Genomic DNA, 22,141 nt, shown 5'->3' on the forward strand with positions numbered 1-22,141 from the left:
AAGAAATGGATGGTCGATCAAATGAATAAAGTAGAAATTCATATATTAGGTGGCTTTTTAGGTAGTGGAAAATCAACGCTATTACAAAATTTATTGTTAGCGGAGAAAAAGAAGAATAGAAAAGTTGCAGTATTGATGAATGAAATTGGTGAATACTCGGTAGATACCGATATTATTGGAAAAGAGAATGTTTTAAGGGAACTTCTGAAAGGATGTATTTGTTGTACGTTAAAAGAAGAGCTTGAAATACAGTTGCATTCGTTATATCAGCAAGAAAGACCAGATGTCATTTATATAGAAACGACAGGTGTTGCGCATCCAATTGAAGTGTTAGATGCATGTGTATCACCAATTTTAGCACCTTTCTTAGAAGTGAAATCCATTGTAGTCGTTTTAGATGCAGTAAGATGGTTAAATCGAAGTGTATTAAGTGCAAACGTTCAGCAATTATTGCATGAGCAACTGAAGTTTGGTAGTCACATTTTAATTAATAAATCAGATTTACTAACAGGTGCGGATAAGAACAAAGTAATAGAAGAAGTGAAAGTGATAAATAATCATGCGAAATTGTTTGAAACAAAATATTGTAATATATCTTTAGAAGACATAGAAGAAGCTGAATTTACGAATGACGCGGAACATGAGACACTACATGTAAAACAGCATTTACATATACAAACGATGACGTATCAATTTACGAAATCGATTGATCAAGATAAATTATACGAATGGCTTTCAAATTTACCAGATAGTATTTATCGCGTAAAAGGTTTTGTGAAATTTCATGGGGACAAATATCCTCACTTATTCCAATACTCGTTCGGAGTACCGACTTTACTGGAACAAGACTTCGGTTTCCCAACGAACTTAGTAGTAATAGGGGAAGGGCTAGATAAGAAGCAATTGGCTGAAGGGTTAGAGGAAGTGGAAAATAATTAAGTGTTTTTTACATAGGCTGCAATAATTGACTTAAGAACTTAAGTTAATTATTGTAGCTTTTTTCATGATTAATACTGCAACGAAACAGTATTTTCAATTGGAAAGTAGAATATATATTGATTGTATGTCCGTTTCCATTAAATAGGAAGGTGATTATAGATTTGTGCCGAATGTAGAGGATACTACAAGAGTTTTCCATTACCTATCTTATAGTTAGTCATGATTACGGACAGGGGACTTTGGCGTATTTGATTCTATCAGAAAGTAAAATATGGGGAGGATCACAATGTCGATGAAAAAACGTAAATGGCTAAGAATGATGGCTACTGGTTGTGTTTTAGGATCGTTATTCATAACGGCAGCTTGTTCAGGAAAGAAGGCAAGTACAGAAGATGAAAAGACGATTAAAGTAGGGGTTCTTGCTTCATTAACAGGTCCATTAGAATCATATGGAAAACAAACAGTGAACGGATTTGAATTAGGATTAGACTATGCAACCGGTGGAACTGGGAAAGTGGAAGGGAAGAAGATTAAGTTTGTTGTAGAAGATACGGAAACAAAAGCAGAGGTAGCCGTTAAAAAAGCTACGAAGTTATTAGAAGAAGAGAAAGTCGATTTTTTAGTCGGATCGTCTAGCTCAAGTGATACATTAGCAGTTTTACCATTAGCTGAAGAATATGAAAAAATAATGGTCGTAGAACCGGCAGTTGCTGATAGTATTACCGGAAAGAATTGGAATAAGTATGTTTTTAGAACAGGAAGAAGCTCTTCGCAAGATGCAATTGCAGGAGCAGCTGCAATTGCAAAAAAAGATGTAAAGATTGCGACATTTGCCCCGGATAATGCATTTGGCCGTGAAGGGATTGCTGCATTTAAAGCTGGAGCGAAGAAATTAGGTGCAAATATTGTGAACGAGCAATATGCTGATACAAATTCGACTGACTTCACTGCAAATATTCAAAATATCATTAGCTCAAAACCAGATTATTTATTTATTGTTTGGGCAGGGGCAAATTCACCTTGGAAACAGTTGAAAGATATGAATGTGGAAGCGCAAGGTATTAAAATTTCTACTGGTGCACCAGATATTCCGGCATTAAAAACGATGGATGCGTTAGTAGGAATGCAAGGGTTTTCGGTATATTATCATACACTCCCGAAAAATAAGGTGAATGATTGGTTAGTAGAAGAACATAAAAAACGATTTAATGGTGCGGTGCCAGATTTATTTACAGCAGGGGGAATGTCAGCGGCAATTTCTATTGTAGAAGCGTTAAAGAAAACAAAAGGTGATACAGATGTAGATACATTAATTAAGAAAATGGAAGGAATGGAATTTGATACAACGAAAGGAAAGATGAAGTTTAGAGAAAAGGATCACCAAGCGATGCAGACGCTTTATTCTATCACGTTGAAAAAGCAAGATGGTGTTGACTATCCAGTGCCAGTATTAGAGCGAGAATTAACGATGAAAGAGACAGAGCCACCAGTTCAAAATAAATAGACTGAATTTTCTGTTGTTTTTGTATAAAGAGGGGATCCCCTCTTTGTACGTATTTTTTTCATACTTAAAGCTTTAAAGGGGGGATTTCATGACACATTTGCTAGAAACGAAAAATCTTAGTGTATCTTTTGGCGAGCATCATGTTATTAAAGATGTAAATTTAACTGTACAAAAAGGAAAACTCATTTCTATTATCGGGCCAAATGGTGCGGGTAAGACAACATTATTTAATTTACTAAGTGGACAGATTTCACCCACAACAGGTGAAGTGTATTTTAAAGGGCAAGATATTACAAAACTATCGATTTCAGATCGAACACGCTTAGGAATCGGTCGCTCTTTTCAGCTTACAAACATATTCCCAGAATTAACGGTACTTGAAAATGTCCGTTTAAGTGTTCAATCATTCGTACAAGATTACTATAGTTTTTTCCCGAGTCCAGCAAAATTAAAGCAACAAGTTGGAGAGGCGAGACGTTTCTTAAAAACAGTATTACTTCAGGAGAAAGAGAATGTATTAGCAAAAGATTTGGCACATGGAGAGAAAAGAAAGCTAGAACTTGCGATGTTATTAGCTTTAAAAACGGATGTGTTATTACTTGATGAGCCGACGGCAGGTATTTCGGTTGAGGAAGTCCCGGCTATATTACAAGTGATTGAAAATATTAAGAAACATCCAGAGAGTACAATTGTACTGATTGAACACAAAATGGATATGGTACTAGATTTGTCAGACCATCTAATCGTTTTATTTCATGGAGAGTTATTGGCTGAAGGTTTACCCGAAGAAATTATGAAAGATGAGCGTGTACAAAGTGCTTATTTAGGGGGATTATATAGTGGCACTATTACAAGTGAATAATATAGAGACGTATTTAGATCAGTTTCATATTTTACAAGGGGTATCTCTTACTGTTGAGAAAGGAACGATTACTGTACTGTTTGGAAGAAATGGGGCAGGGAAGACTACGACGATACGTTCGGTTATGGGGTTTCACCATATCGCACATGGTGAAATTTATTATGATCGTACACAAGTAAATGGATTATCTACACATTTAATTTCAAGGAAAGGGATAGGGTATGTACCAGAAAATCAAGGTATTTTTCACGATCTGACAGTAGAAGAAACATTCGCTCTTGCTAGAGGTAAGGGCGAAGAAGCGGAAGAAAAGATAGAATGGATGCTTGAACTATTTCCAGATTTAAAGCAATTTTGGCACAAAAAAAGTGGACTCTTAAGCGGGGGACAAAAGCAAATGTTAGCAATTTCAAGAGCATTTATTAATAGTGATGGTTTACTACTTATTGATGAGCCGAGTAAAGGCTTGTCTCCTATTATGATAGAAAAATTAATGATAGCTATTTTGAAAATGAAGGAGAGAACAACAGTTTTACTCGTTGAACAAAATTTTATGATGGCTAGTCAAATTGGTGATTATTTTTATATTATGGATAACGGAAAAATTGTTCATAACGGTTTTATGCATGAATTAAAAGAGGATAAGGAAATGTGTCACAAATATTTAGGAATCTCTTAACATGAATCCGGGGTGAGAAGGATGGATGTGTTAATCAATTTATTTGTAAATGGGATTTCAACAGGGATGCTCATTTTTTTATTAGCATCAGGTCTTTCACTTATTTTCGGTTTAATGAGTGTTCTAAACTTCGCACATGGTGGTTTATTTGCATGGGGAGCATTTACAGGTGTTTGGCTATTTAATATGACAGGGAGTTATGTGTTAGCTTTAATTGGAGCAATAGCTATGGGAATGTTCCTTGGATTTATTTTAGAAAGATTCCTTATTAGACCGGTATACGGAAATCATGTTCGACAGCTTCTTGTTACACTTGGAGGAATGCTTGTACTTAGTGAATGTATTAAAGTATTTTGGGGACCAAATCCAATTGGGGCAAAGTTACCGTTATGGCTACAAGGAAGTTTTACGTTCGGAGGCGTTATATTAATTAAATATCGTCTATTCGTTATCATAATTGGGGTTATCATATACATTGCCTTATTATTATTGCTCAAAAAAACAAAGATAGGTCTTATGATACGCGCAGGTGTAATGGATAAAGAGATGGTTCAAGCGCTCGGTATTAACGTAAAAGCGATATTTTCTTTCGTCTTTTTATTAGGAGCAGGGATGGCTGCCTTAGGTGGCTTCTTATTAGCACCATACTCAGGCGTTATTTTCGCTGAGATGGGTATGCAGTATGCGATTTTAGCTTTCATAGTAGTAATCATTGGAGGGCTAGGAAGCGTACAAGGTTCAGCCATCGCTTCTTTAATTGTCGGATTAGCTGGTGCTTTTACAGCGTATTTTATACCGGATTTATCACTTGCAATCAATATGTTAATGTTACTATTTTTCTTAATCGTGAAGCCAAATGGACTTGTTGGTGAAAAGGGGTGAAATGGTGAACAGCACATCAAATCGAATTAAAGTATACTTCGGAGTATGTATGCTCATTTGTTTAAGTGTATTTCCATTCGTAAATGATTCACGGAGCTTGTTAATTTTGTTCACTCAAATCTTCATCTTTGCTATTTTTGCAATGAGTTTTGATGTATTGCTTGGATATACCGGAATTGTATCGTTCGGCCATTGTATGTTCTTTGGAATCGGAGCATATGGCGTAGCACTTTTATTTGATCGACAAGGAGTATCCATAACGAACTTTTTAATAGGAATAGTAGCTGCAATTATCATTTCAGCAATCGTTAGTTATATAATCGGTTTGCTTTCTTTACGGCTGAAAAGTCATTTTTATGCAATGTTAACACTTGCTATTTCACAGTTGTTTTTCGTACTTGCTGAAAAATGGCGTGGGCTCACTCACGGAGGAGATGGTTTTACATTTGGTGTACCAGAAGTATTCCGTGATCGTTTTACGTTTTATTATGTAACACTTATATGTTTACTTATCATTTTTGTTCTGTTACGTCTTTTCACCAAATCTTCTATTGGAAAAGTATTAAAGGCAATTTCACAAAATGAGCAACGTGTTGAAGCACTAGGATATAAAGTTCTTCATTATAAAATTATTGCTAGCATTGTTGCAGGAGTAGTAGCTGCAATTAGCGGTGGTTTATTTGTTATCACTTTACGCTTTGTTAATACAACTGTATTTTCAATTGAAATGACATTAAATGCATTATTGATGACTATGATTGGAGGCGTTGGAACGTTAATAGGAGCCATTGCAGGAGCTGGAATTATTGAATCCCTAAAATATTATTTATCAGAACTAGCTACAGAGTATCCGATCTTTGAACGATGGACGATTATTCTTGGTGTATTGTACATTATCGTATTGCTAGTTTTCCCGAAAGGATTAGTTGGCACGGTTAAGAGACTGAAGAATATGAAACGGAATAAGAAGGAGAAAAGTGCAGAAGTGGAGCAAAATGTGTGAAAAATCAATTGTATAGAATATGAAAATCCCTCTTTTAGATTCGGAAAGGAGGGATTTTTATTGCTGTATGTAAATTTAGTTCGTTTATAGCTATTATATTAATCAAATAGTTCATCAGGGATTTGTTTGAAAGAATTTTGATTCGTAAAGAAATGAACAGCTAATTTCTCAATTGGAACATCTTCAATTGGTACTAATTTATCATTTTTAATTGGTAAAAAGGCTATTCCTTTTCCGTCCTGAATAAACTCTTCTATAAGCGAATAAGAATCTAATTGTTGAAGTTGGCGCTGAGATAAATTATTTTCTTTTAGAAATTGTATCGTCTTATTCCTAAAAGGGCACTTTTTGTCATTACTAACGAAGAAGAGTTCCTTTGAAAATTCAATGGTACACTTTTCTTTCGGTTTTAATAAGCCGATAGAAATTGAAGTGGAAAATACTTTTTTAAACGATATGTCTGGGTAATCCTCATAAGTAATGACCATATCAACTTTTTGTTGCTGCAGTAATTTTTGCAAATGACTACTATTTTCTACATATATTTGATAACTCCTAAAATTTTCTTTAATGCGCTTGCTTACATAATTAGTCAAAATAGATTGTGACGTTGCGATTATATAAGAAGACCCACTCGTTTTAATTTTATCTTTTGCTTCTTCTACTAGCGTTAATATTTGATTTGTGTAGTCTAATAAAATGTCACCAGAAGGTAATAAAGAAACGCCTTTGTTATCTCTATGTAGTAAAGGTGTTTCTAACTCTTGTTCTAATTTTTTAATTCGCTCAGTTACGTTCGGTTGAACATACCCTAACTCTTTCGCAGCTTTACTAATAGAGCCTTCGCTAGCCACAGTTTTGAATATAATAAGATCATTTATTTCCATTTATCACAGCCCCTTATACGATATCATTATAAATGATACCAAACATAATTTATACCTATTTTACGTTAGTCAATCATCGGTTTATCATTGTGTATATAAGATGGAAAGTGAGTGATAAACATGATTGGAATGCAATATAAGGTCATTTTGCCGAAAGATTATGATATGGAGATTATTAAGAAAAGGGTAAAGGATAATGGGTATAAAACGGATGGTTTTCAAGACCTGAATTTTAAAGCTTATTTAATTACTGAGGCAGATAAGGACGGAAATTTCTATAACTGTTATGCACCTTTATATATTTGGAATGGTCATGAAGGAATGAACAAATTTATCTTTGAAGGGTATTACGATAATATTTTACAATCTTTTGGATGGCAACAAATAAATATAAGTGTTCCATTAGTTGTTAATGTAAAGGGTGATTTTAAGAAATGTAGATATGTTGTGGAATATGAAGGAAGTATTTCTACAAGTGAATCATTGAGTGGGATTCAATCTATCATTGTGGATCAAAAGGTAGAAAATTGTTTAGGAAATGTAATAGTATATAATCCAGATAAATGGGGATATAGCCAGTTTAATTTTTATGAAGAGAAGCCTGATATTACAGCGAATAAAGGTGTTACAGTATATGAGATTTTGCACATTTCACGATGAAAACTTGTTGAAGTTAAATTAAGAAAAAGGAATGACAATGTATGCCCTTTGTGAACGTTTATTATCATGAAAATAAATTAAATAAAGAAGAAATTAAAAAGATAGGTGAATGTATTCATCTTTCATTAATTGAACATTTTAACATCCCTGAAAATGATTTCTTTCAAATGTTTTTACCCTATCAACAAAATCACTTTTTATATAATCCATATTATTTATTAGAAAGAGGAGAAAAGAGAACAGAGAATATGATGTATGTTTCTATCACATGTGGACCGGGAAGAACGATAAAACAGAAAAGTGATCTATATCAGTCGATATCCTCGAAGGTTTCTGAATGTTCTAGTATAAAAAGTGCAAATATTTTTATTACGGTAAATGAGACATCTGCAGAAAATTGGTCATTTGGTCAAGGAATGGCACAATTGGTAAAAGTGAAGGGGGAGTGAAATGATGAATGAATCCATTGAATATTGTATTCAAGAGAAAATGAGAGAAATGGCACCTGTATTTGCACATTATAGTGAAGAGATACTGTTCGGGGAAGTGTGGCGAGATGACACTTTAACATTACGAGAAAGAAGTTTATGTACTGTGTCAGCACTAATCAGTCTTGGTAATACAGAACAATTACCATTTCATCTGAAGCTAGCTAAACAAAATGGGATTATGGAGAATGAGTTGGTTGCATTAATAACACATATGGCTTTTTATGTTGGTTGGCCCAAAGCAGCGGGAACTTTACATATAGTAATGAATGAAATGGAAAGTTAAGAATAACGATAAGAAAGAATTCGTTTAAACATGAATTCTTTCTTATCGTTATGTATGCAATACTTTAATGAGATATTTTTCACGGTTTCTCTTGCTTTTTTATCACTTGCGTAGTAAAGTGATAGTAAGATTCACGATAGGAAGTGATCAAACATGCGTGATAATACGATAGGATCATTAATATGGTTACGTTTAATACGATTTACGAACCAAAGTAATCAGATGTCAAATGAGTTTTTAAAACGCTTTGATTTAACGACTGCTCAATTTGATGTGCTTTTGCAAATACGTACGTATCAACCACTAACACAAATGGAGTTAGCTGAAAAGGTAACTGTTACACAAGGCGGTATTTCTCGAATGTTAACACGTCTTGAAAAAGAAGGATATATTGTACGAAAACAAGATTGGAAAACGAAAACAATTAGTCTGACAGAGCAAGGGGAAGCGGCCTTAGAGAGAGCACTGCCAGAGCAGCTTGCATTTCAATCATCGTTTTTTGATGATGTATTAAATGAAGAAGAGCAGAAAATGTTATACGAGCTAATGACGAAAGTTCATAAGCATAGTAAAAAAAAAGAATTACCGCAAGAGTAATTTTTTTTTACACTATCAATTGACTAATCAAGTGATGTTGTAAGCAATAGGGAAAAACATTTGACTTACAAATGTTTTTAAAAGAGAAAATAATAACACCTCATCAAAGGAGAGAGCAATGATGGAAAAATACCGTATGAATACAAGTAAAGGAATGGAGTTTGGATTATATTCAATTGGGGATCATGTTTTAAATCCACATAACGGAGAGAAAATTAGTGCTGAACAAAGAATTCATGAATTAATTAAAACAGCAAAGTTAGCGGATGAAGCTGGACTTGATGTATTTGCTGTCGGTGAAAGTCATCAAACGCACTTTACAACGCAAGCTCATACAGTTATTTTAGGAGCGATTGCGCAAGCTACGAAAAATATAAAAATTGCAAGTTCAGCAACGATAATAAGTACATCTGATCCGGTACGAGTATACGAGGACTTTGCTACACTTGATTTGATTTCTAATGGACGTGCAGAAATTGTGGCTGGTCGTGGATCTCGTATTGGGGGATATAGTTTACTTGGTTATGATGTGAATGATTATGAAGAGTTATTTGAAGAGAAGATGGATCTTTTATTAAAAATTAATAAAGAGGAACATGTAACATGGAATGGACAGTTCAGAGCACCGCTTGCGCATGCATCGGTTATTCCAAGAGCTAAAAATAATAACTTACCAATTTGGCGTGCAGTTGGTGGCCCACCAGCTAGTGCGATTAAAGCAGGACGTGCAGGTGTACCAATGATGATAACAACACTAGGTGGCCCAGCTATTAACTTTAAAGGATCAGTAGATGCTTACCGTGAGGCGGCTGCGCAAAGTGGATTTAATCCAGCGAGTTTGCCAGTTGCAACAACGAGTTTATTTTACACAGCAAAAAATTCACAAGACGCACTTAGTGAATACTATCCTCACATTAATGCTGGTATGCTTACGCTACGCGGTGGTGGGTATCCGAAACAACAATTTACAAATGCAATAGATTACCGTGACGCGTTAATGGTTGGTAGCCCACAACAAATTATCGAAAAAATGCTTTACCAATATGAATTGTTTGGGCAACAACGTTTTATGGCAGAAATTGATTTTGGTGGTGTACCATTTGATAAAATTGAGAAAAACATCGAATTAATTGCTACTGAAATTTTACCGGCTATTAGAAAACATACAGCAAAGTAATTTGAAAAATACCGAGAGTCTAATCGATTCTCGGTATTTTTTTATGTATGAATTTAGTTTGAAAAAATGACAATAAAATGAATTTTTAGTCTAGAAAGAGGGAGTATATTTTCTATTTTTGAATAACATTATTTCGTGTTTGAATTTTAGAAATACATTTTTCTCTTGACAAAAAAATAACGAATTTATCCATTGATTAATAGGACATTTTTTCGTAGAAAAGTCAAGTGTATAAAGAGAGAAACGATTATTTTATTGATGCAAAGATAAGTCTCATATTAAAAAAACACATTTTATCGATGAGAAAAATATAATTCAAAAAAATACCAAAAGACATATTTCAGACAAAATGATGTCAATAATACGTCAAAAATCAGCTGAATTTACTATGCAGGTATATTATACAATTCGATTAACGAATAAAACACTACAGAAATAGTGAAAAGGTAAAAAATAGCATTACAATAGTTTGAAAAACTGAAACTTCATATTTTTCGACAATACATACAAAATGTTTTTGTCTTTTCGTATTTCTTAATAATTGAGTTTGATAAGATTGCTCAATTAACTTTTATTATAAAAACTATGAAGGAAGTGATTGTAGTATGGAAACGCTCGAATTGGCACGAATACAATTCGCATCAACAACGATTTTCCATTACTTTTTTGTTCCGCTGTCTATTGGTTTAGCTTTTATCATTGCGTTAATGCAAACGTTATATGTGGTAAAGGGACAAGAAATTTATAAGAAGATGACAAAGTTTTGGACGCAAATATTCCTTGTTAACTTTGCAGTAGGTGTAGTAACTGGTATTCTACAAGAATTCCAGTTTGGCATGAACTGGTCAACCTATTCACGTTTCGTAGGCGATGTGTTTGGTCCATCACTTGCGATTGAAGGTTTATTAGCATTTTTCATTGAGTCTACATTTTTAGGTTTATGGGTATTCGGTGAGGATAAATTACCGAAGCGCATTCATCTTTTATGTATTTGGCTCCTTTCAATTGGAACAATGTTATCAGCATTTTGGATTTTAACTGCAAGTGCATTTATGCAATCGCCAGTAGGATATGAAATGGCAGCAGATGGACGTGCACAAATGAATGATTTCTTAGCAATTATTCAAAATCCACAATTATGGGTACAATTCCCGCATACCATTACAGCGGCAATTGCAACTGGTGCATTCTTTATTGCCGGTGTGAGTGCATGGAAAATAACGAAAGCGCAAGAAACTGAAGTGTTTAAAAAATCATTCCGCATTTCTATCATTGTTGGAACACTTACAACGGCGCTAGTATTATTCTTCGGTCATGCGCAAGCACAACAATTAATTAAGACACACCCAATGAAAATGGCAGCAGCTGAAGCGTTATGGAATACGAGTGAAGATCCAGCGCCATTTACAGTATTTGCGAAAATTGATGCGGAGAAGAAAGAAAATTCGTTTGAAATTCAAATCCCGTATATGCTAAGTCTATTATCATATGATAAATTTAGCGGCCAAGTAGAAGGGATGAATCAAATTCAAAAGCAATATGAAGAAAAATATGGGCCTGGAGATTATATTCCACCAGTACACACGATGTTCTGGAGTTTTAGAGCGATGGTAATGAGTGGAACATTTATGCTTCTTCTAGGAGCGTACGGTTGGTTCTTATCAAGAAAAGATCGTTTAGCTGAAAAAACTTGGTATTTAAAATTAATGGTGTATGCAATTTCACTACCGTTTATCGGTAATACAGTAGGATGGATTATGACTGAAATGGGACGTCAACCTTGGGTAGTTTTCGGTGTTATGAAAACGGAAGATGCTGTATCTCCAAATGTTACGTTCGGAGAAGTGCTATTCTCTTTAGTTTCGTTCACATCATTATATTTAATTATAGGTGGAATTACAGTTTACTTATTCGTTCGTATTATTAAAGGACATGAGAATAAGAAAGCGAAACAGGATTCTCAAAGCCATGATCCATTTGATAAGGAGGATGAGTATGTTATCTCTTAATGAGTTGTGGTTTATTATTATTGCAGTTTTATTCGTTGGCTTCTTTGTACTTGAAGGTTTCGATTTCGGTGTAGGTATAGTTTCAAGGTTTTTAGGAGAAAACGATTTAGAGAAAAGAATATATTTAAATACAATTGGTCCATTTTGGCACGCGAATGAAGTATGGCTTGTTTGTGCAGGTGGCGCTATGTTTGCGGCATTCCCGCATTGGTATGCAACTTTATTTAGTGGGTTTTACATTCCGTTTGTATTTATGCTTCTTGCTTTAATTATTAGAGGTGTTTCTTTTAAATTCCGTGCGAAAATAGATAATCATAAATGGAAAGGCTTTTGGGATTGGGGTATGTTTTTAGGAAGTTTACTACCGCCTATCCTTTGGGGAGTTGCCATTGCTAACTTTATGGTAGGTATTCCAATTGATGAGACGAAAAATGCTGTAGGTGGATTCTTACAATTACTTCATCCATTTGCATTACTTGGAGGAGTCATGTTCCTTCTGTTATGTATTGTTCATGGATTGCAATTCCTTACTATACGTACAACAGGTAAGTTAAGAGAACGTGCACGTATTGCCGCGTTGAAAATTGCACCACTCGCAATTATAGCACTTCTTATTTTTGCCGGTGTAGGGTTATGGAAAACAGATATTTTCACTGGTCATGGTACAGAGTGGATTATGGTTCCAATCGGAGCTTTTGTAGCATTATGTGCGTCAACATTATTAAATAAAAGAAGAAGAGATGGTTGGGCTTTCTTTATGACAAGTTTAACAATCATTTTACTAAGTGCGAGTGTGTTTGCTGGCATGTTCCCACGTGTCTTAATTAGCTCGTTAGGGTCAATATACGATTTGACAATTTATAATGCAGCATCAGGAGATTATGCACTAAAACTGATGACATATTTTTCAATTGCTATATTGCCATTTGTTTTGGGAAGTCAAATATGGAGTTTCTATGTGTTTAGACAACCTGTTAAGTCAGATAAAGATTTGGAGTACTAATGAAAAGAAAAAGAGGACTTCCGTCGTATCCTGGTAGCCGAGTTTTATATGTAGTGTTAACAATCATTAGCATGTTAGAAGCTTTTAGTATTATTGCACAAACAGTGTTTTTAGCGCGAGCTATTACGTTTTTATTTCAGGGAGAAGTAGTGCAATCTGTGTTAAATGAAACAGTTTATTTCGGAATCACGTTTGCAGTACGTCACTTGCTAGTTCAAATGTCACAAATATTAGTGGAACGTTTCGCTGAAAAAACAGGATCGCTACTGAGAAAACAATTAATAGAGGCGTATTTCACATTAGGTCCACGGTATGTTCAAACTGTTGGAACAGGTCATCTGGTTACCTTATCGATAGAGGGTATTGAGAAATTTAAAACATATATTGAATTAACAATTCCTAAAATGATTAGAAGTAGTATCGTACCAGGACTAATTGTACTATATGTTTTTACACTAGATATTGAGTCTGGAATCATTTTAGTTGTAACGATTCCTATCGTAATTATTTTTATGATCCTACTAGGATTAGCAGCGCAGAAAATGGCGGATAGCCAATATGAAACATATCGTGTTCTTTCTAATCATTTTGTAGATACGTTAAAAGGATTAGAAACATTAAAGTATTTAGGTCAAAGTAAACAACACGAAGGAAAGATTGAGAAAGTAAGTAAAAGATATAGAAAAGCAACGATGCGTACTTTGCGAGTTGCTTTTCTTTCTTCATTTGCATTAGATTTCTTTACGAGTTTATCAATTGCATTTGTAGCGGTCGGATTAGGGATACGTTTAATAGATGGAACAATTGTACTATTGCCAGCCCTTACGATTTTAATTTTAGCTCCGGAATACTTCTTGCCGATTAAACAAGTTGGAGCAAATTATCATGCTACGTTAGATGGACAACTTGCAATGGAGCAAATAGAAGAGATTTTACAGCGACAAAAAGAAATAGGGAAGAAAGAATCTAATGTAGACTTAATATGGAATTCAACTAGTAACTTGAAATTACAAGATGTAAAAGTAAAGAATGATGAATCTGAAAAAGCTATATTAGAGGGAATTGATTTTACTTGGAATGGAAACGGCGCTATAGGTGTAATTGGTGAAAGTGGAGCAGGGAAATCGACGTTAATCGATGTATTAGCTGGATTTTTAACTCCTTCGGGTGGAAAGATGATCGTAAATGGTGTAGAAATTGACGGGTCTACTCGTGAAGAGTGGCAAAAGAATATTGCTTATATTCCGCAGCAACCTTATATTTTCCCGCTTTCATTAAAAGATAACATTTGTTTCTATGAAACAAATACAACTGATGAAGAAGTGGAAAGAGTTATGAATGAAGTCGGTCTTCGTTCACTTGTTACATCGCTTCCAAATGGAATGTATGAAAGAATTGGAGAAGGTGGGCGTATGCTGAGTGGCGGACAAGAACAACGTGTCGCAATGGCGCGAGCCCTTTTAAGCAAAAAGCCAATTATTTTATTAGACGAGCCTACGGCACATCTTGATATTGAAACTGAATTTGAAATAAAGCAAGCGATGTTACGTCTGTTTGAAGGTAAGTTAGTATTTCTTGCAACACATCGTCTTCACTGGATGAAACAAATGGATCATATTCTTATTTTAAATAAAGGGAAAATGATAGAAAGTGGAACGTATGAAGAACTTGTAAAGAATGAGGCATTACATGTTCACAGGAAAGAGAGGGGATAGAGATGAGTAACTGGATTAAACCGTATATACAGCAAAATAAAGGTAGAATGACTGTAACTCTTTTCCTTGGTCTTCTTGGAGTTAGTTCAGGTGCAATGCTACTTTTCATTTCAGGTTATTTAATCTCTAAATCTGCTCTTAGACCAGAAAATGTAATGGCAGTTTATGTACCTATCGTTGCAACACGTGCGTTTAGTATAGGACAAGCGGTATTTCATTATGTAGAGCGTTTAGTTGGACACGATGTTGTATTACGCATATTAGAAAAGATGAGAACGAAACTATATGGGATAGTAGAACCACAGGCGTTATTTTTCCGTTCACGATTTCAAACGGGCGATATGTTAGGCGTATTATCCGAAGATATAGAGCATTTACAAAACCTATATTTACGTACAATATTTCCTAGCATATTAGCATTAGTTGTATATAGCATATTCGTACTTGTTATCGGTACATTTGACGTAGTGTTTGCACTTATTGCAGGGTGTATGCTAGCTATTATCGTTTTTCTGCTTCCATTTGTATCGTTACTTTTAATGAAGCGACATCATGTTACTTTAAAACAAGGAAGAAACCGTTTGTATCAACAACTAACAGATGCTGTTTTTGGATTATCTGATTGGCAAGCAAGTGGTAGAAAAGATGAATTCATTGATAAGTATGTAGAGCAAAATGCTCAGTTGTTAAAAACGGAAAAAAGAATGAAGCGTTGGAATCATATTCGGGACAGTATTATTCAATTAGTAGTGGGTATTGTAGTTATTGCAATGATTATATGGACTGGAAATGAGGCTGCGAGTGAACAAATTGCTCCTACCGTTATTGCGGCTTTCGTCTTAATGACGTTATCTGTCACAAACGCGTTAATTCCTCTGTCAGATGCTATCGATCGAATTCCATCATATGTAGAATCCGCTCATCGTCTCAATCAAGTAGAAGGTAATGGTGTTTTACAGGATGAAAAGGAATTACCTAGAGATAAAGATTATGTTGCACCAAAACATATAGACATTGAATTAAATCATGTATCGTATAGTTACCCACATAGTAATGAAGTTGTATTGAAAGACGTATCATTACAAATAAAAGCAGGAAAGAAAATTGCCATTTTAGGAAGAAGCGGAACCGGAAAATCTACTTTGTTAAAATTGTTAACAGGTGCGCTAAGCCCGTTACATGGTGAAGTTTTATTGAATAGTGAACATGCTCACACGAATCTTTTATCAAAATATATTTCTGTATTGAATCAAAAGCCGCATTTATTCGATACGACAATTGGAAATAATGTGCGAATCGGCAAACAAGAGGCAACAGATGAAGAGATATGGAAAGCTTTAGAGAAAGCACAATTAGCTTCTCATATTGTTTCTCTTCCAGATGGATTACAAACAAAAATGCATGAGATGGGAAAAAGATTTTCTGGTGGGGAAAGACAACGGGTTGCTTTTGCAAGAACGCTAATGCAAGAAGCACCAATCATTGTACTAGATGAACCTACAATCGGCTTAGATCCAAAGACAGAATTATCTTTAATAGAAACGATGTTTTCTGCAACGGAAGAAAAGACAGTAATTTGGATTACGCACCATCTTGTAGGAATGGAGCATGTTGATGAAGTAATATTCCTTGATCGTGGTCAAATTGTGATGCAAGGTAGTCATGAACAACTTCTGAAAGAAAATGAGAAGTATCGTATGCTTTATGAGTTAGACAAAGGAATATAATTTTATTAAGTATGTAATGGAAAAATAGCTACGCCTAATGGTGGAGCTATTTTTTGTTTTGAAATAAATATTCTATTCTTTTTTTGATGGATGGCAAATGTATATGATCGTTACGAATGAAAAATGAATTTCATATTATACATATAATGGAGGGGATATACGTGAAGGAGCAGTATAAAATTATTGTTTTAAGTGATGAATTATCAAAGGAGAAGATTCAAAATACATTAGACAAAAATAAATGTAAAACAATCGTTCATCTTGTAGACGTGTCAGCTATTGTTCAAATAGAAAATTCTTTTCAATATATAGTCATTTGGAGAATGGATGCAGAAAAAATTACAAATGAATTGATAAATAGGGGCGTGCAAAGTACAAAAATTATTAATTTAACAAAATACATGTATGAATGGAGGAATAAATTAATTTCTATCTATCAAATAAATCCGGATCTTATGTCTTTATACATTTCTATGAAAAAAGCAAAGGGTGATCCGACGTATGAATTATTTGCGACGGGCTTATCTTATCCGCATTGTGGCATAAGTACGGAGCTCCTCTCAAAAAAGTCAATAAAACTAACACTTCCATCGCAAGATTTATACTATGATTATTTAATAGCATCACAACTTCTATCAAACAATCATTCCTTTCAATATTGTTTAATAGGAATAGCTTATTTCTCGTTTTATTTCGACATGTCGTTATCATCTGAATCATATAGAATTCACAAAGTATATTATCCATTGTTTCAGGACGGTCATCATACTGTCGTTCATTCTCATCTACCCACTGATGGGTTCTCACACCTAGATACGCCGAAACCGCTTTTTTCTATTTTTAACATGCATTTTGAGTATATTTTATTAGATGAACTAAAAAATGAATCATTGATACTGCCTTGGATACACGCTGAATGGAATACCACTCCTCCTCACATTTCTTTTGAAGAACACGGGAAAATAAGAGCAGCTTCACATGCTAAATTGTCATATCCTCATACTTTAGTTGAAAATAAAACGATTTTCAAAAAATATTTAGAACTATTGTTAAAACATGATATAAAACCACTAATTGTTGTATTTCCTGTTACTTCACATTATTTCAATTGTAGTAGTAAGAAATTAAAAGAAGATTTTTATAACGTTATAAAAGATTTTCAATCTCAATATTCTTTTCAAATTATAGATTTATTTGATTCGCCATTATTTTGCGATGATGATTTTTATGATAGTGATCATATGAATAAAAAAGGTGCAAATAAAATGTCCATGTTATTAAATATGTTTATTCAGGAACGAAAAGTATGATATTTCGTTTCATGTCTGCATAAAAGTATATAGGCTCCATTCGGTTACAGTAATGTGATTTTTGTGTCGCGTATATAAATAATATGCGAAGAGGTGAGAGAGTAAAATGAGAACTCGTATTGAAAGAAATGAAGAGGTGGTAGATCAACTTCCGTTGGTAAGTGTATTAATTCCTACATATAATCGTCCATGCTACTTTGAAGAGGCGTTATGTAGTGTGTTAGAACAAATGTACCCTAATATAGAGATTATAGTTGGAGATGATAGCACGAATGACGAAACAGAAAAGGTGTTACAAAAATACTTATGTGATCATTCAAATATTACTTATATAAAAAACAGGTCAACTCTCGGACAGTTTGAAAATGCTCTAATGTTATTTAATGAAGCGAGCGGTGAGTATATAAATTTTTTAATGGACGATGATATCTTTCATGTGGATAAAATTGAAAAAATGATGAAGTATTTTTTCAATGATCTAGCTAATGAAATTAAGCTTGTAACATCCCATCGTCAAGTAATTGATGAAAAAGGGAAAGAACTACGACATATTTATTCAACTGTCCGTTTATTTAAAGAGGATACGATTATAGAGGGAACAGAATTAGCAAATAGGGTAATTGTCGATCAAAAAAATTATATTGGAGAACCGACAACAGTTTTATTTCGTAAAAATGATTTACAAGAACCGTATGGGATTTTTGATAAGAGGAGGTATCTTTGTAACGTAGATATAGCTTCATGGTTATCTTTATTAAGTAAAGGAAAAGCAGTATATATAGCAGAGACACTGAGTTACTTTCGATTACATCCAGATCAACAGTTAAATGAATCTAATAAAATGATGGATGGATTAGAAGATTTTTCACATAGTATTTTAGTAGGAGAAAAATATGGTTTCTTATCTAACGAAAAAGAGTTAGATAAAGCGATAACTAATTTTCTAGATTATGCAAGAAGGATAGTTTCACCATCAATATTATATACATTAGACTATTATCAAAAAATTAAAGAAAAGAAAATAAACATAGAAAAGAAAAAACAACATATAAATAATAATTCGCCTTTACCGAAAGTAAGTATACTTATTCCTGCGTACAATAGGCCGTATTACTTGGAATTGGCGCTTAACAGCGCTCTGAATCAAACATATGAAAATATTGAAATTATTATTTCTGACGACAGTACAAATAATGAAGTCAATGCTATGATTCAACCGTATTTACGTGAATATGAGTGTATTACATATGTTAAAAATGAAACGCCGTTAGTTGCTGAAAACTTTAATAAGTGTATAGAACTTGCGAACGGGGATTATATAAACTTTTTATTAGATGATGACTTATTTCATCATGAAAAGATCGAGAGAATGATGAAATACTTTTTGACGTTAGAAAATATTTCATTTGTGACGTCTTATCGTGAACTGATTGATGAGAACGGAGAGATATTACCACCTTCAACTTTGAATATGAAAATTGCGAAAGAAACTACACTTTTTGAAGGAAAAGAATTAGGGAATTACATATTGAAAAATTTAAAAAATATAGTGGGTGAGCCGACAACTGTTCTGTTTAATCGGAACTTGTTTGAAGGGAAGTTTGGGTATTTTAAAGGGAAGGCTTATTCTGCTATTAATGACATTGCAACTTGGTTAGATATGATGAGGAAAGGGAAAGTAGTTTATATAAAAGAGCCTCTTAGTTATTTTAGACAACATAGTGGACAAAATCAAAAACAAATGCATTTTATTTTAATGACAATTGAAGAGTGGATTGAATTAATTATAGATGCATATAATAGTGGGTTTTTAAGTTCTGAGAGGGATTATAAGGAGAGCCTATCTTATTGTTTAGAAAATGCGGGATTTATAGTTAAGGATGCAGTAAAAAATGGAGAACTAGATCAAATTTATAATGAAAAGATTAAAAAAGGATTAAACAAGCTAGTTGCTCATATGTTTGAGAAAGAACCTTGTTATTGTCAATATTGCAATCAACAATTTGAAAAATTTTTACCTTGGCCAGCAGATTATGATTTTCCGAAATATAAATTTGAGATGTGGAATAAAGATACAGGGATATGTCCAGTTTGTAGTTCAATGGATCGTGAAAGATTGTATCGTGCGTACATTGAAACGGAAACGGACTTGTTAAGTAGAAAATATACTATGCTTCATATTGCACCTGAAGCGAATTTAAGGGATTGGTTTAACGAGTATAAAAATATTACGTATGTATGTGGGGATATAGAACCAAAGGATCCATTAATGAAGGAAATTGATGTTACAAGTATTACATATGATAGTAATACGTTTGATGTAATTTTGTGTAGCCATGTATTAGAACACGTTCTTGACGATGATAAAGCAATGCGAGAGTTATATAGGGTTTTAAAACCAAATGGATGGGGAATTATTCAAGTACCAATCGTAATGAATGTAGATTCTATTATAGAGAATAAATTAATTGTAACACCACAATTGAGAAAATTAGCTTTTGGTCAAGAAGATCATGTGAGAATTTATAATCAATCGGGATTCATTCAACGATTAACGAATGCAGGATTTAAGGTGGAATTATATAACATAGCTGAAAGACAAGGAATGAAAAGTGCGAGGAAATTTGGATTATCTGAAACAGATATGCTCTATATTGTCCGAAAATGATAGGAAGGAATAAATAGATATGGAGAATATTCCTTTTTTACGTGCTTCAACTGTACCAGTAATTGAGTATTTAGATGAATTGAAGGAAATTGATGCATCGCACATATATACGAATTATGGACCTATAAATCAACGTTTTGAACAAACAATTATGTCGGGATTTTTTCAGAACAGGGGAGCTGTTACAACAGTAGCAAACGCAACGTTAGGGTTAATGGCGGCCATTCAACTTAAGAAAAGAAAAAAAGGAAAGTATGCCCTCATGCCTAGTTTTACATTCCCTGCAACTCCATTAGCGGCTATTTGGTGTGGGTTGGAACCTTATTTTATTGATATTTCAATAGATGATTGGTATATGGATAAAACAGTACTCTGGGATAAGATTGAAGAATTAAAAGAAGAGGTTGCGATTGTTGTCCCGTACGCAACTTTTGGCTCATGGATGAACTTAGAAGAATATGAAGAATTAGAGAAAAAAGGTGTTCCGGTTGTCGTAGATGCGGCACCGGGATTTGGATTAATGAATGGAGGGATGCATTACGGTCAAGATTTTAGTGGAATGATCATATATAGCTTTCATGCAACAAAGCCTTTCGGAATTGGTGAAGGAGGGCTCATATATAGTAAAAATGAAGAAGATATACAACGTATTAAAAGAATGGGGAATTTCGGATTTGATACAAATCGTGAATGTACGATGATGGGGTTTAATTGTAAAATGTCTGAATACGCAGCCGCGATTGGGATTGCAACTATGAAAAAATGGGATGACAAATTAAAAGAACGCACCCATATTTCTGAATGGTATAAACAATTGTTACAAAGTAATGGGTTAATGAAAAAAGGGTGGCAATTCCAAAAGACAGAAGCAGTTATTCAGCAATTTATGCCTATTCTTTGTCCGGAAGAAGTTCGCAACAAACAAGTAATAGAAGAACTGAAAAAACAGAAAATAGAAGCTAGATTATACTTTTCGCCCTCTTGCCACCAACAAGTTCTTTTTAGAAACTATAAGTCTACAGATTTAACAAGAACGAATAAAATAGCAAAACGAATAGTAAGTTTGCCTTTATGGGAAGGAATGACGAAAGAAATAGTAGAACAAATTGTAATCTGTTTAGGACAGAAGGTGGTGTCGGCAGATGAATAGTTTTTATAGTCAAGAAGAGCTAAAGAAAATTGGATTTTTATCTGTTGGGAAAAATGTATTGATTAGTAAAAAAGCAAGTATATATAATCCAGGTGTTATATCAGTTGGTAATCATGTAAGAATTGATGATTTTTGCATTTTAAGTGGCAAAATCACAATTGGAAGTTATTCGCATATATCAGCGTATACAGCGTTATATGGAGGGGAAGTTGGAATTGAAATGCATGACTTTGCAAATATCTCAGCTAAAACAATCGTATATGCAGTACTAGATGATTTCAGTGGGAATACATTAATGGGGCCAACCGTCCCGAATCAATATAGGAATGTGAAAACAGAAAAAGTTATTTTAAAAAAACATGCGATTATTGGTGCTAATTCTATTCTTTTTCCAAATGTAACTATAGGAGAAGGCACGGCAGTAGGTGCGATGAGTATGGTAAAAGAGAGTTTAGATGATTGGTATATTTACGCTGGAATTCCCGTAAGGAAAGTAAAACCTCGTCAAAAAAAGATGCTAGAGTTAGAAATTGATTTTTTAAAAAGCATTCATTCTTAACAAAAAAGAATGAATGCTTTTTATTTTTATCCCGCT

The 22,141-nt window shown here is 33.9% G+C and carries 20 protein-coding genes; 19 read left to right on the plus strand and 1 reads right to left on the minus strand.

Going from position 1 to position 22,141, the window contains the following annotated elements:
- Nucleotides 1-21 precede the first annotated feature (21 nt).
- The 6 genes from MR083_RS00355 to MR083_RS00380 all read left to right on the plus strand — a co-directional run bounded on the left by MR083_RS00355 (nucleotide 22) and on the right by MR083_RS00380 (nucleotide 5,869).
- The gene (locus MR083_RS00355; protein WP_001044953.1) at nucleotides 22-939 is read left to right on the plus strand and encodes a CobW family GTP-binding protein; all 918 of its coding nucleotides are present in this window, start codon (nucleotides 22-24) and stop codon (nucleotides 937-939) included.
- A gap of 286 nt (nucleotides 940-1,225) precedes the next feature.
- Nucleotides 1,226-2,443: a substrate-binding domain-containing protein gene (locus MR083_RS00360; RefSeq protein ID WP_242268226.1), complete on the plus strand. Its 1,218-nt coding sequence runs from the start codon at nucleotides 1,226-1,228 to the stop codon at nucleotides 2,441-2,443.
- 88 nt (nucleotides 2,444-2,531) lie between these two features.
- The gene (locus MR083_RS00365; protein WP_000149326.1) at nucleotides 2,532-3,305 is read left to right on the plus strand and encodes an ABC transporter ATP-binding protein; all 774 of its coding nucleotides are present in this window, start codon (nucleotides 2,532-2,534) and stop codon (nucleotides 3,303-3,305) included.
- Nucleotides 3,283-3,984 (plus strand): branched-chain amino acid ABC transporter ATP-binding protein, encoded by a 702-nt coding sequence (locus MR083_RS00370; RefSeq protein ID WP_001196702.1) that lies wholly within the window; start codon nucleotides 3,283-3,285, stop codon nucleotides 3,982-3,984. The genes MR083_RS00365 and MR083_RS00370 overlap by 23 nt, the downstream gene beginning before the upstream one ends.
- Nucleotides 3,985-4,005: 21 nt before the next feature.
- Entirely contained in the window at nucleotides 4,006-4,866 is an 861-nt protein-coding gene (locus tag MR083_RS00375; protein ID WP_000382789.1) for a branched-chain amino acid ABC transporter permease, read from the plus strand.
- A gap of 49 nt (nucleotides 4,867-4,915) precedes the next feature.
- The gene (locus MR083_RS00380; protein ID WP_029141105.1) at nucleotides 4,916-5,869 is read left to right on the plus strand and encodes a branched-chain amino acid ABC transporter permease; all 954 of its coding nucleotides are present in this window, start codon (nucleotides 4,916-4,918) and stop codon (nucleotides 5,867-5,869) included.
- A 98-nt stretch (nucleotides 5,870-5,967) separates the two neighbouring features.
- On the opposite strand, the gene MR083_RS00385 is transcribed toward MR083_RS00380, so the two are convergent.
- The gene (locus MR083_RS00385) at nucleotides 5,968-6,756 is read right to left on the minus strand and encodes a LysR family transcriptional regulator (RefSeq protein ID WP_061182822.1); all 789 of its coding nucleotides are present in this window, start codon (nucleotides 6,754-6,756) and stop codon (nucleotides 5,968-5,970) included.
- Nucleotides 6,757-6,876: 120 nt separating this feature from the next.
- Here MR083_RS00385 and MR083_RS00390 point away from each other — a divergent pair, with 120 nt between their 5' ends.
- The 13 genes from MR083_RS00390 to MR083_RS00450 all read left to right on the plus strand — a co-directional run bounded on the left by MR083_RS00390 (nucleotide 6,877) and on the right by MR083_RS00450 (nucleotide 22,105).
- Entirely contained in the window at nucleotides 6,877-7,416 is a 540-nt protein-coding gene (locus tag MR083_RS00390; protein ID WP_242268228.1) for a DUF4865 family protein, read from the plus strand.
- A 41-nt stretch (nucleotides 7,417-7,457) separates the two neighbouring features.
- Nucleotides 7,458-7,865, plus strand: coding sequence for a tautomerase family protein (locus MR083_RS00395; RefSeq protein ID WP_014893828.1), 408 nt, complete (start codon nucleotides 7,458-7,460; stop codon nucleotides 7,863-7,865).
- A gap of 1 nt (nucleotide 7,866) precedes the next feature.
- Nucleotides 7,867-8,190, plus strand: coding sequence for a carboxymuconolactone decarboxylase family protein (locus MR083_RS00400; RefSeq protein ID WP_000980850.1), 324 nt, complete (start codon nucleotides 7,867-7,869; stop codon nucleotides 8,188-8,190).
- A 153-nt stretch (nucleotides 8,191-8,343) separates the two neighbouring features.
- Nucleotides 8,344-8,787 carry a MarR family winged helix-turn-helix transcriptional regulator gene (locus MR083_RS00405; protein WP_242268230.1) on the plus strand — a complete coding sequence of 148 codons (444 nt, stop codon included), beginning with the start codon at nucleotides 8,344-8,346 and terminating at the stop codon, nucleotides 8,785-8,787.
- 121 nt (nucleotides 8,788-8,908) lie between these two features.
- Nucleotides 8,909-9,964, plus strand: coding sequence for an LLM class flavin-dependent oxidoreductase (locus MR083_RS00410; RefSeq protein ID WP_000417590.1), 1,056 nt, complete (start codon nucleotides 8,909-8,911; stop codon nucleotides 9,962-9,964).
- A 605-nt stretch (nucleotides 9,965-10,569) separates the two neighbouring features.
- On the plus strand, nucleotides 10,570-11,973 hold the full coding sequence (cydA, locus tag MR083_RS00415) for a cytochrome ubiquinol oxidase subunit I (protein ID WP_000448882.1): 1,404 nt from the start codon (nucleotides 10,570-10,572) through the stop codon (nucleotides 11,971-11,973).
- Complete coding sequence (cydB, locus tag MR083_RS00420; protein ID WP_000950072.1) at nucleotides 11,960-12,976, plus strand: cytochrome d ubiquinol oxidase subunit II; 1,017 nt, start codon at nucleotides 11,960-11,962, stop codon at nucleotides 12,974-12,976. Before cydA ends, cydB begins: the two co-directional genes overlap by 14 nt.
- Nucleotides 12,976-14,691, plus strand: a complete 1,716-nt coding sequence (cydD, locus tag MR083_RS00425) for a thiol reductant ABC exporter subunit CydD (protein ID WP_000824088.1) — start codon at nucleotides 12,976-12,978, stop codon at nucleotides 14,689-14,691. The genes cydB and cydD overlap by 1 nt, the downstream gene beginning before the upstream one ends.
- A 2-nt stretch (nucleotides 14,692-14,693) precedes the next feature.
- Entirely contained in the window at nucleotides 14,694-16,418 is a 1,725-nt protein-coding gene (gene cydC / locus MR083_RS00430) for a thiol reductant ABC exporter subunit CydC (RefSeq protein ID WP_242268232.1), read from the plus strand.
- Between the two features lie 161 nt (nucleotides 16,419-16,579).
- Entirely contained in the window at nucleotides 16,580-17,728 is a 1,149-nt protein-coding gene (locus tag MR083_RS00435) for a hypothetical protein (protein WP_242268234.1), read from the plus strand.
- A gap of 106 nt (nucleotides 17,729-17,834) precedes the next feature.
- Nucleotides 17,835-20,396: a glycosyltransferase gene (locus MR083_RS00440; RefSeq protein ID WP_242268236.1), complete on the plus strand. Its 2,562-nt coding sequence runs from the start codon at nucleotides 17,835-17,837 to the stop codon at nucleotides 20,394-20,396.
- Between the two features lie 19 nt (nucleotides 20,397-20,415).
- Nucleotides 20,416-21,546, plus strand: a complete 1,131-nt coding sequence (locus MR083_RS00445) for an aminotransferase class I/II-fold pyridoxal phosphate-dependent enzyme (protein ID WP_242268237.1) — start codon at nucleotides 20,416-20,418, stop codon at nucleotides 21,544-21,546.
- Nucleotides 21,539-22,105, plus strand: a complete 567-nt coding sequence (locus tag MR083_RS00450) for an acyltransferase (protein ID WP_001084178.1) — start codon at nucleotides 21,539-21,541, stop codon at nucleotides 22,103-22,105. The genes MR083_RS00445 and MR083_RS00450 overlap by 8 nt, the downstream gene beginning before the upstream one ends.
- The last annotated feature ends 36 nt before the right edge of the window (nucleotides 22,106-22,141 follow it).

The sequence above is a fragment of the Bacillus cereus group sp. BfR-BA-01408 genome (genome assembly GCF_022663305.1).
In the GTDB taxonomy this organism is placed as follows: Bacteria; Bacillota; Bacilli; order Bacillales; family Bacillaceae_G; genus Bacillus_A; species Bacillus_A pacificus.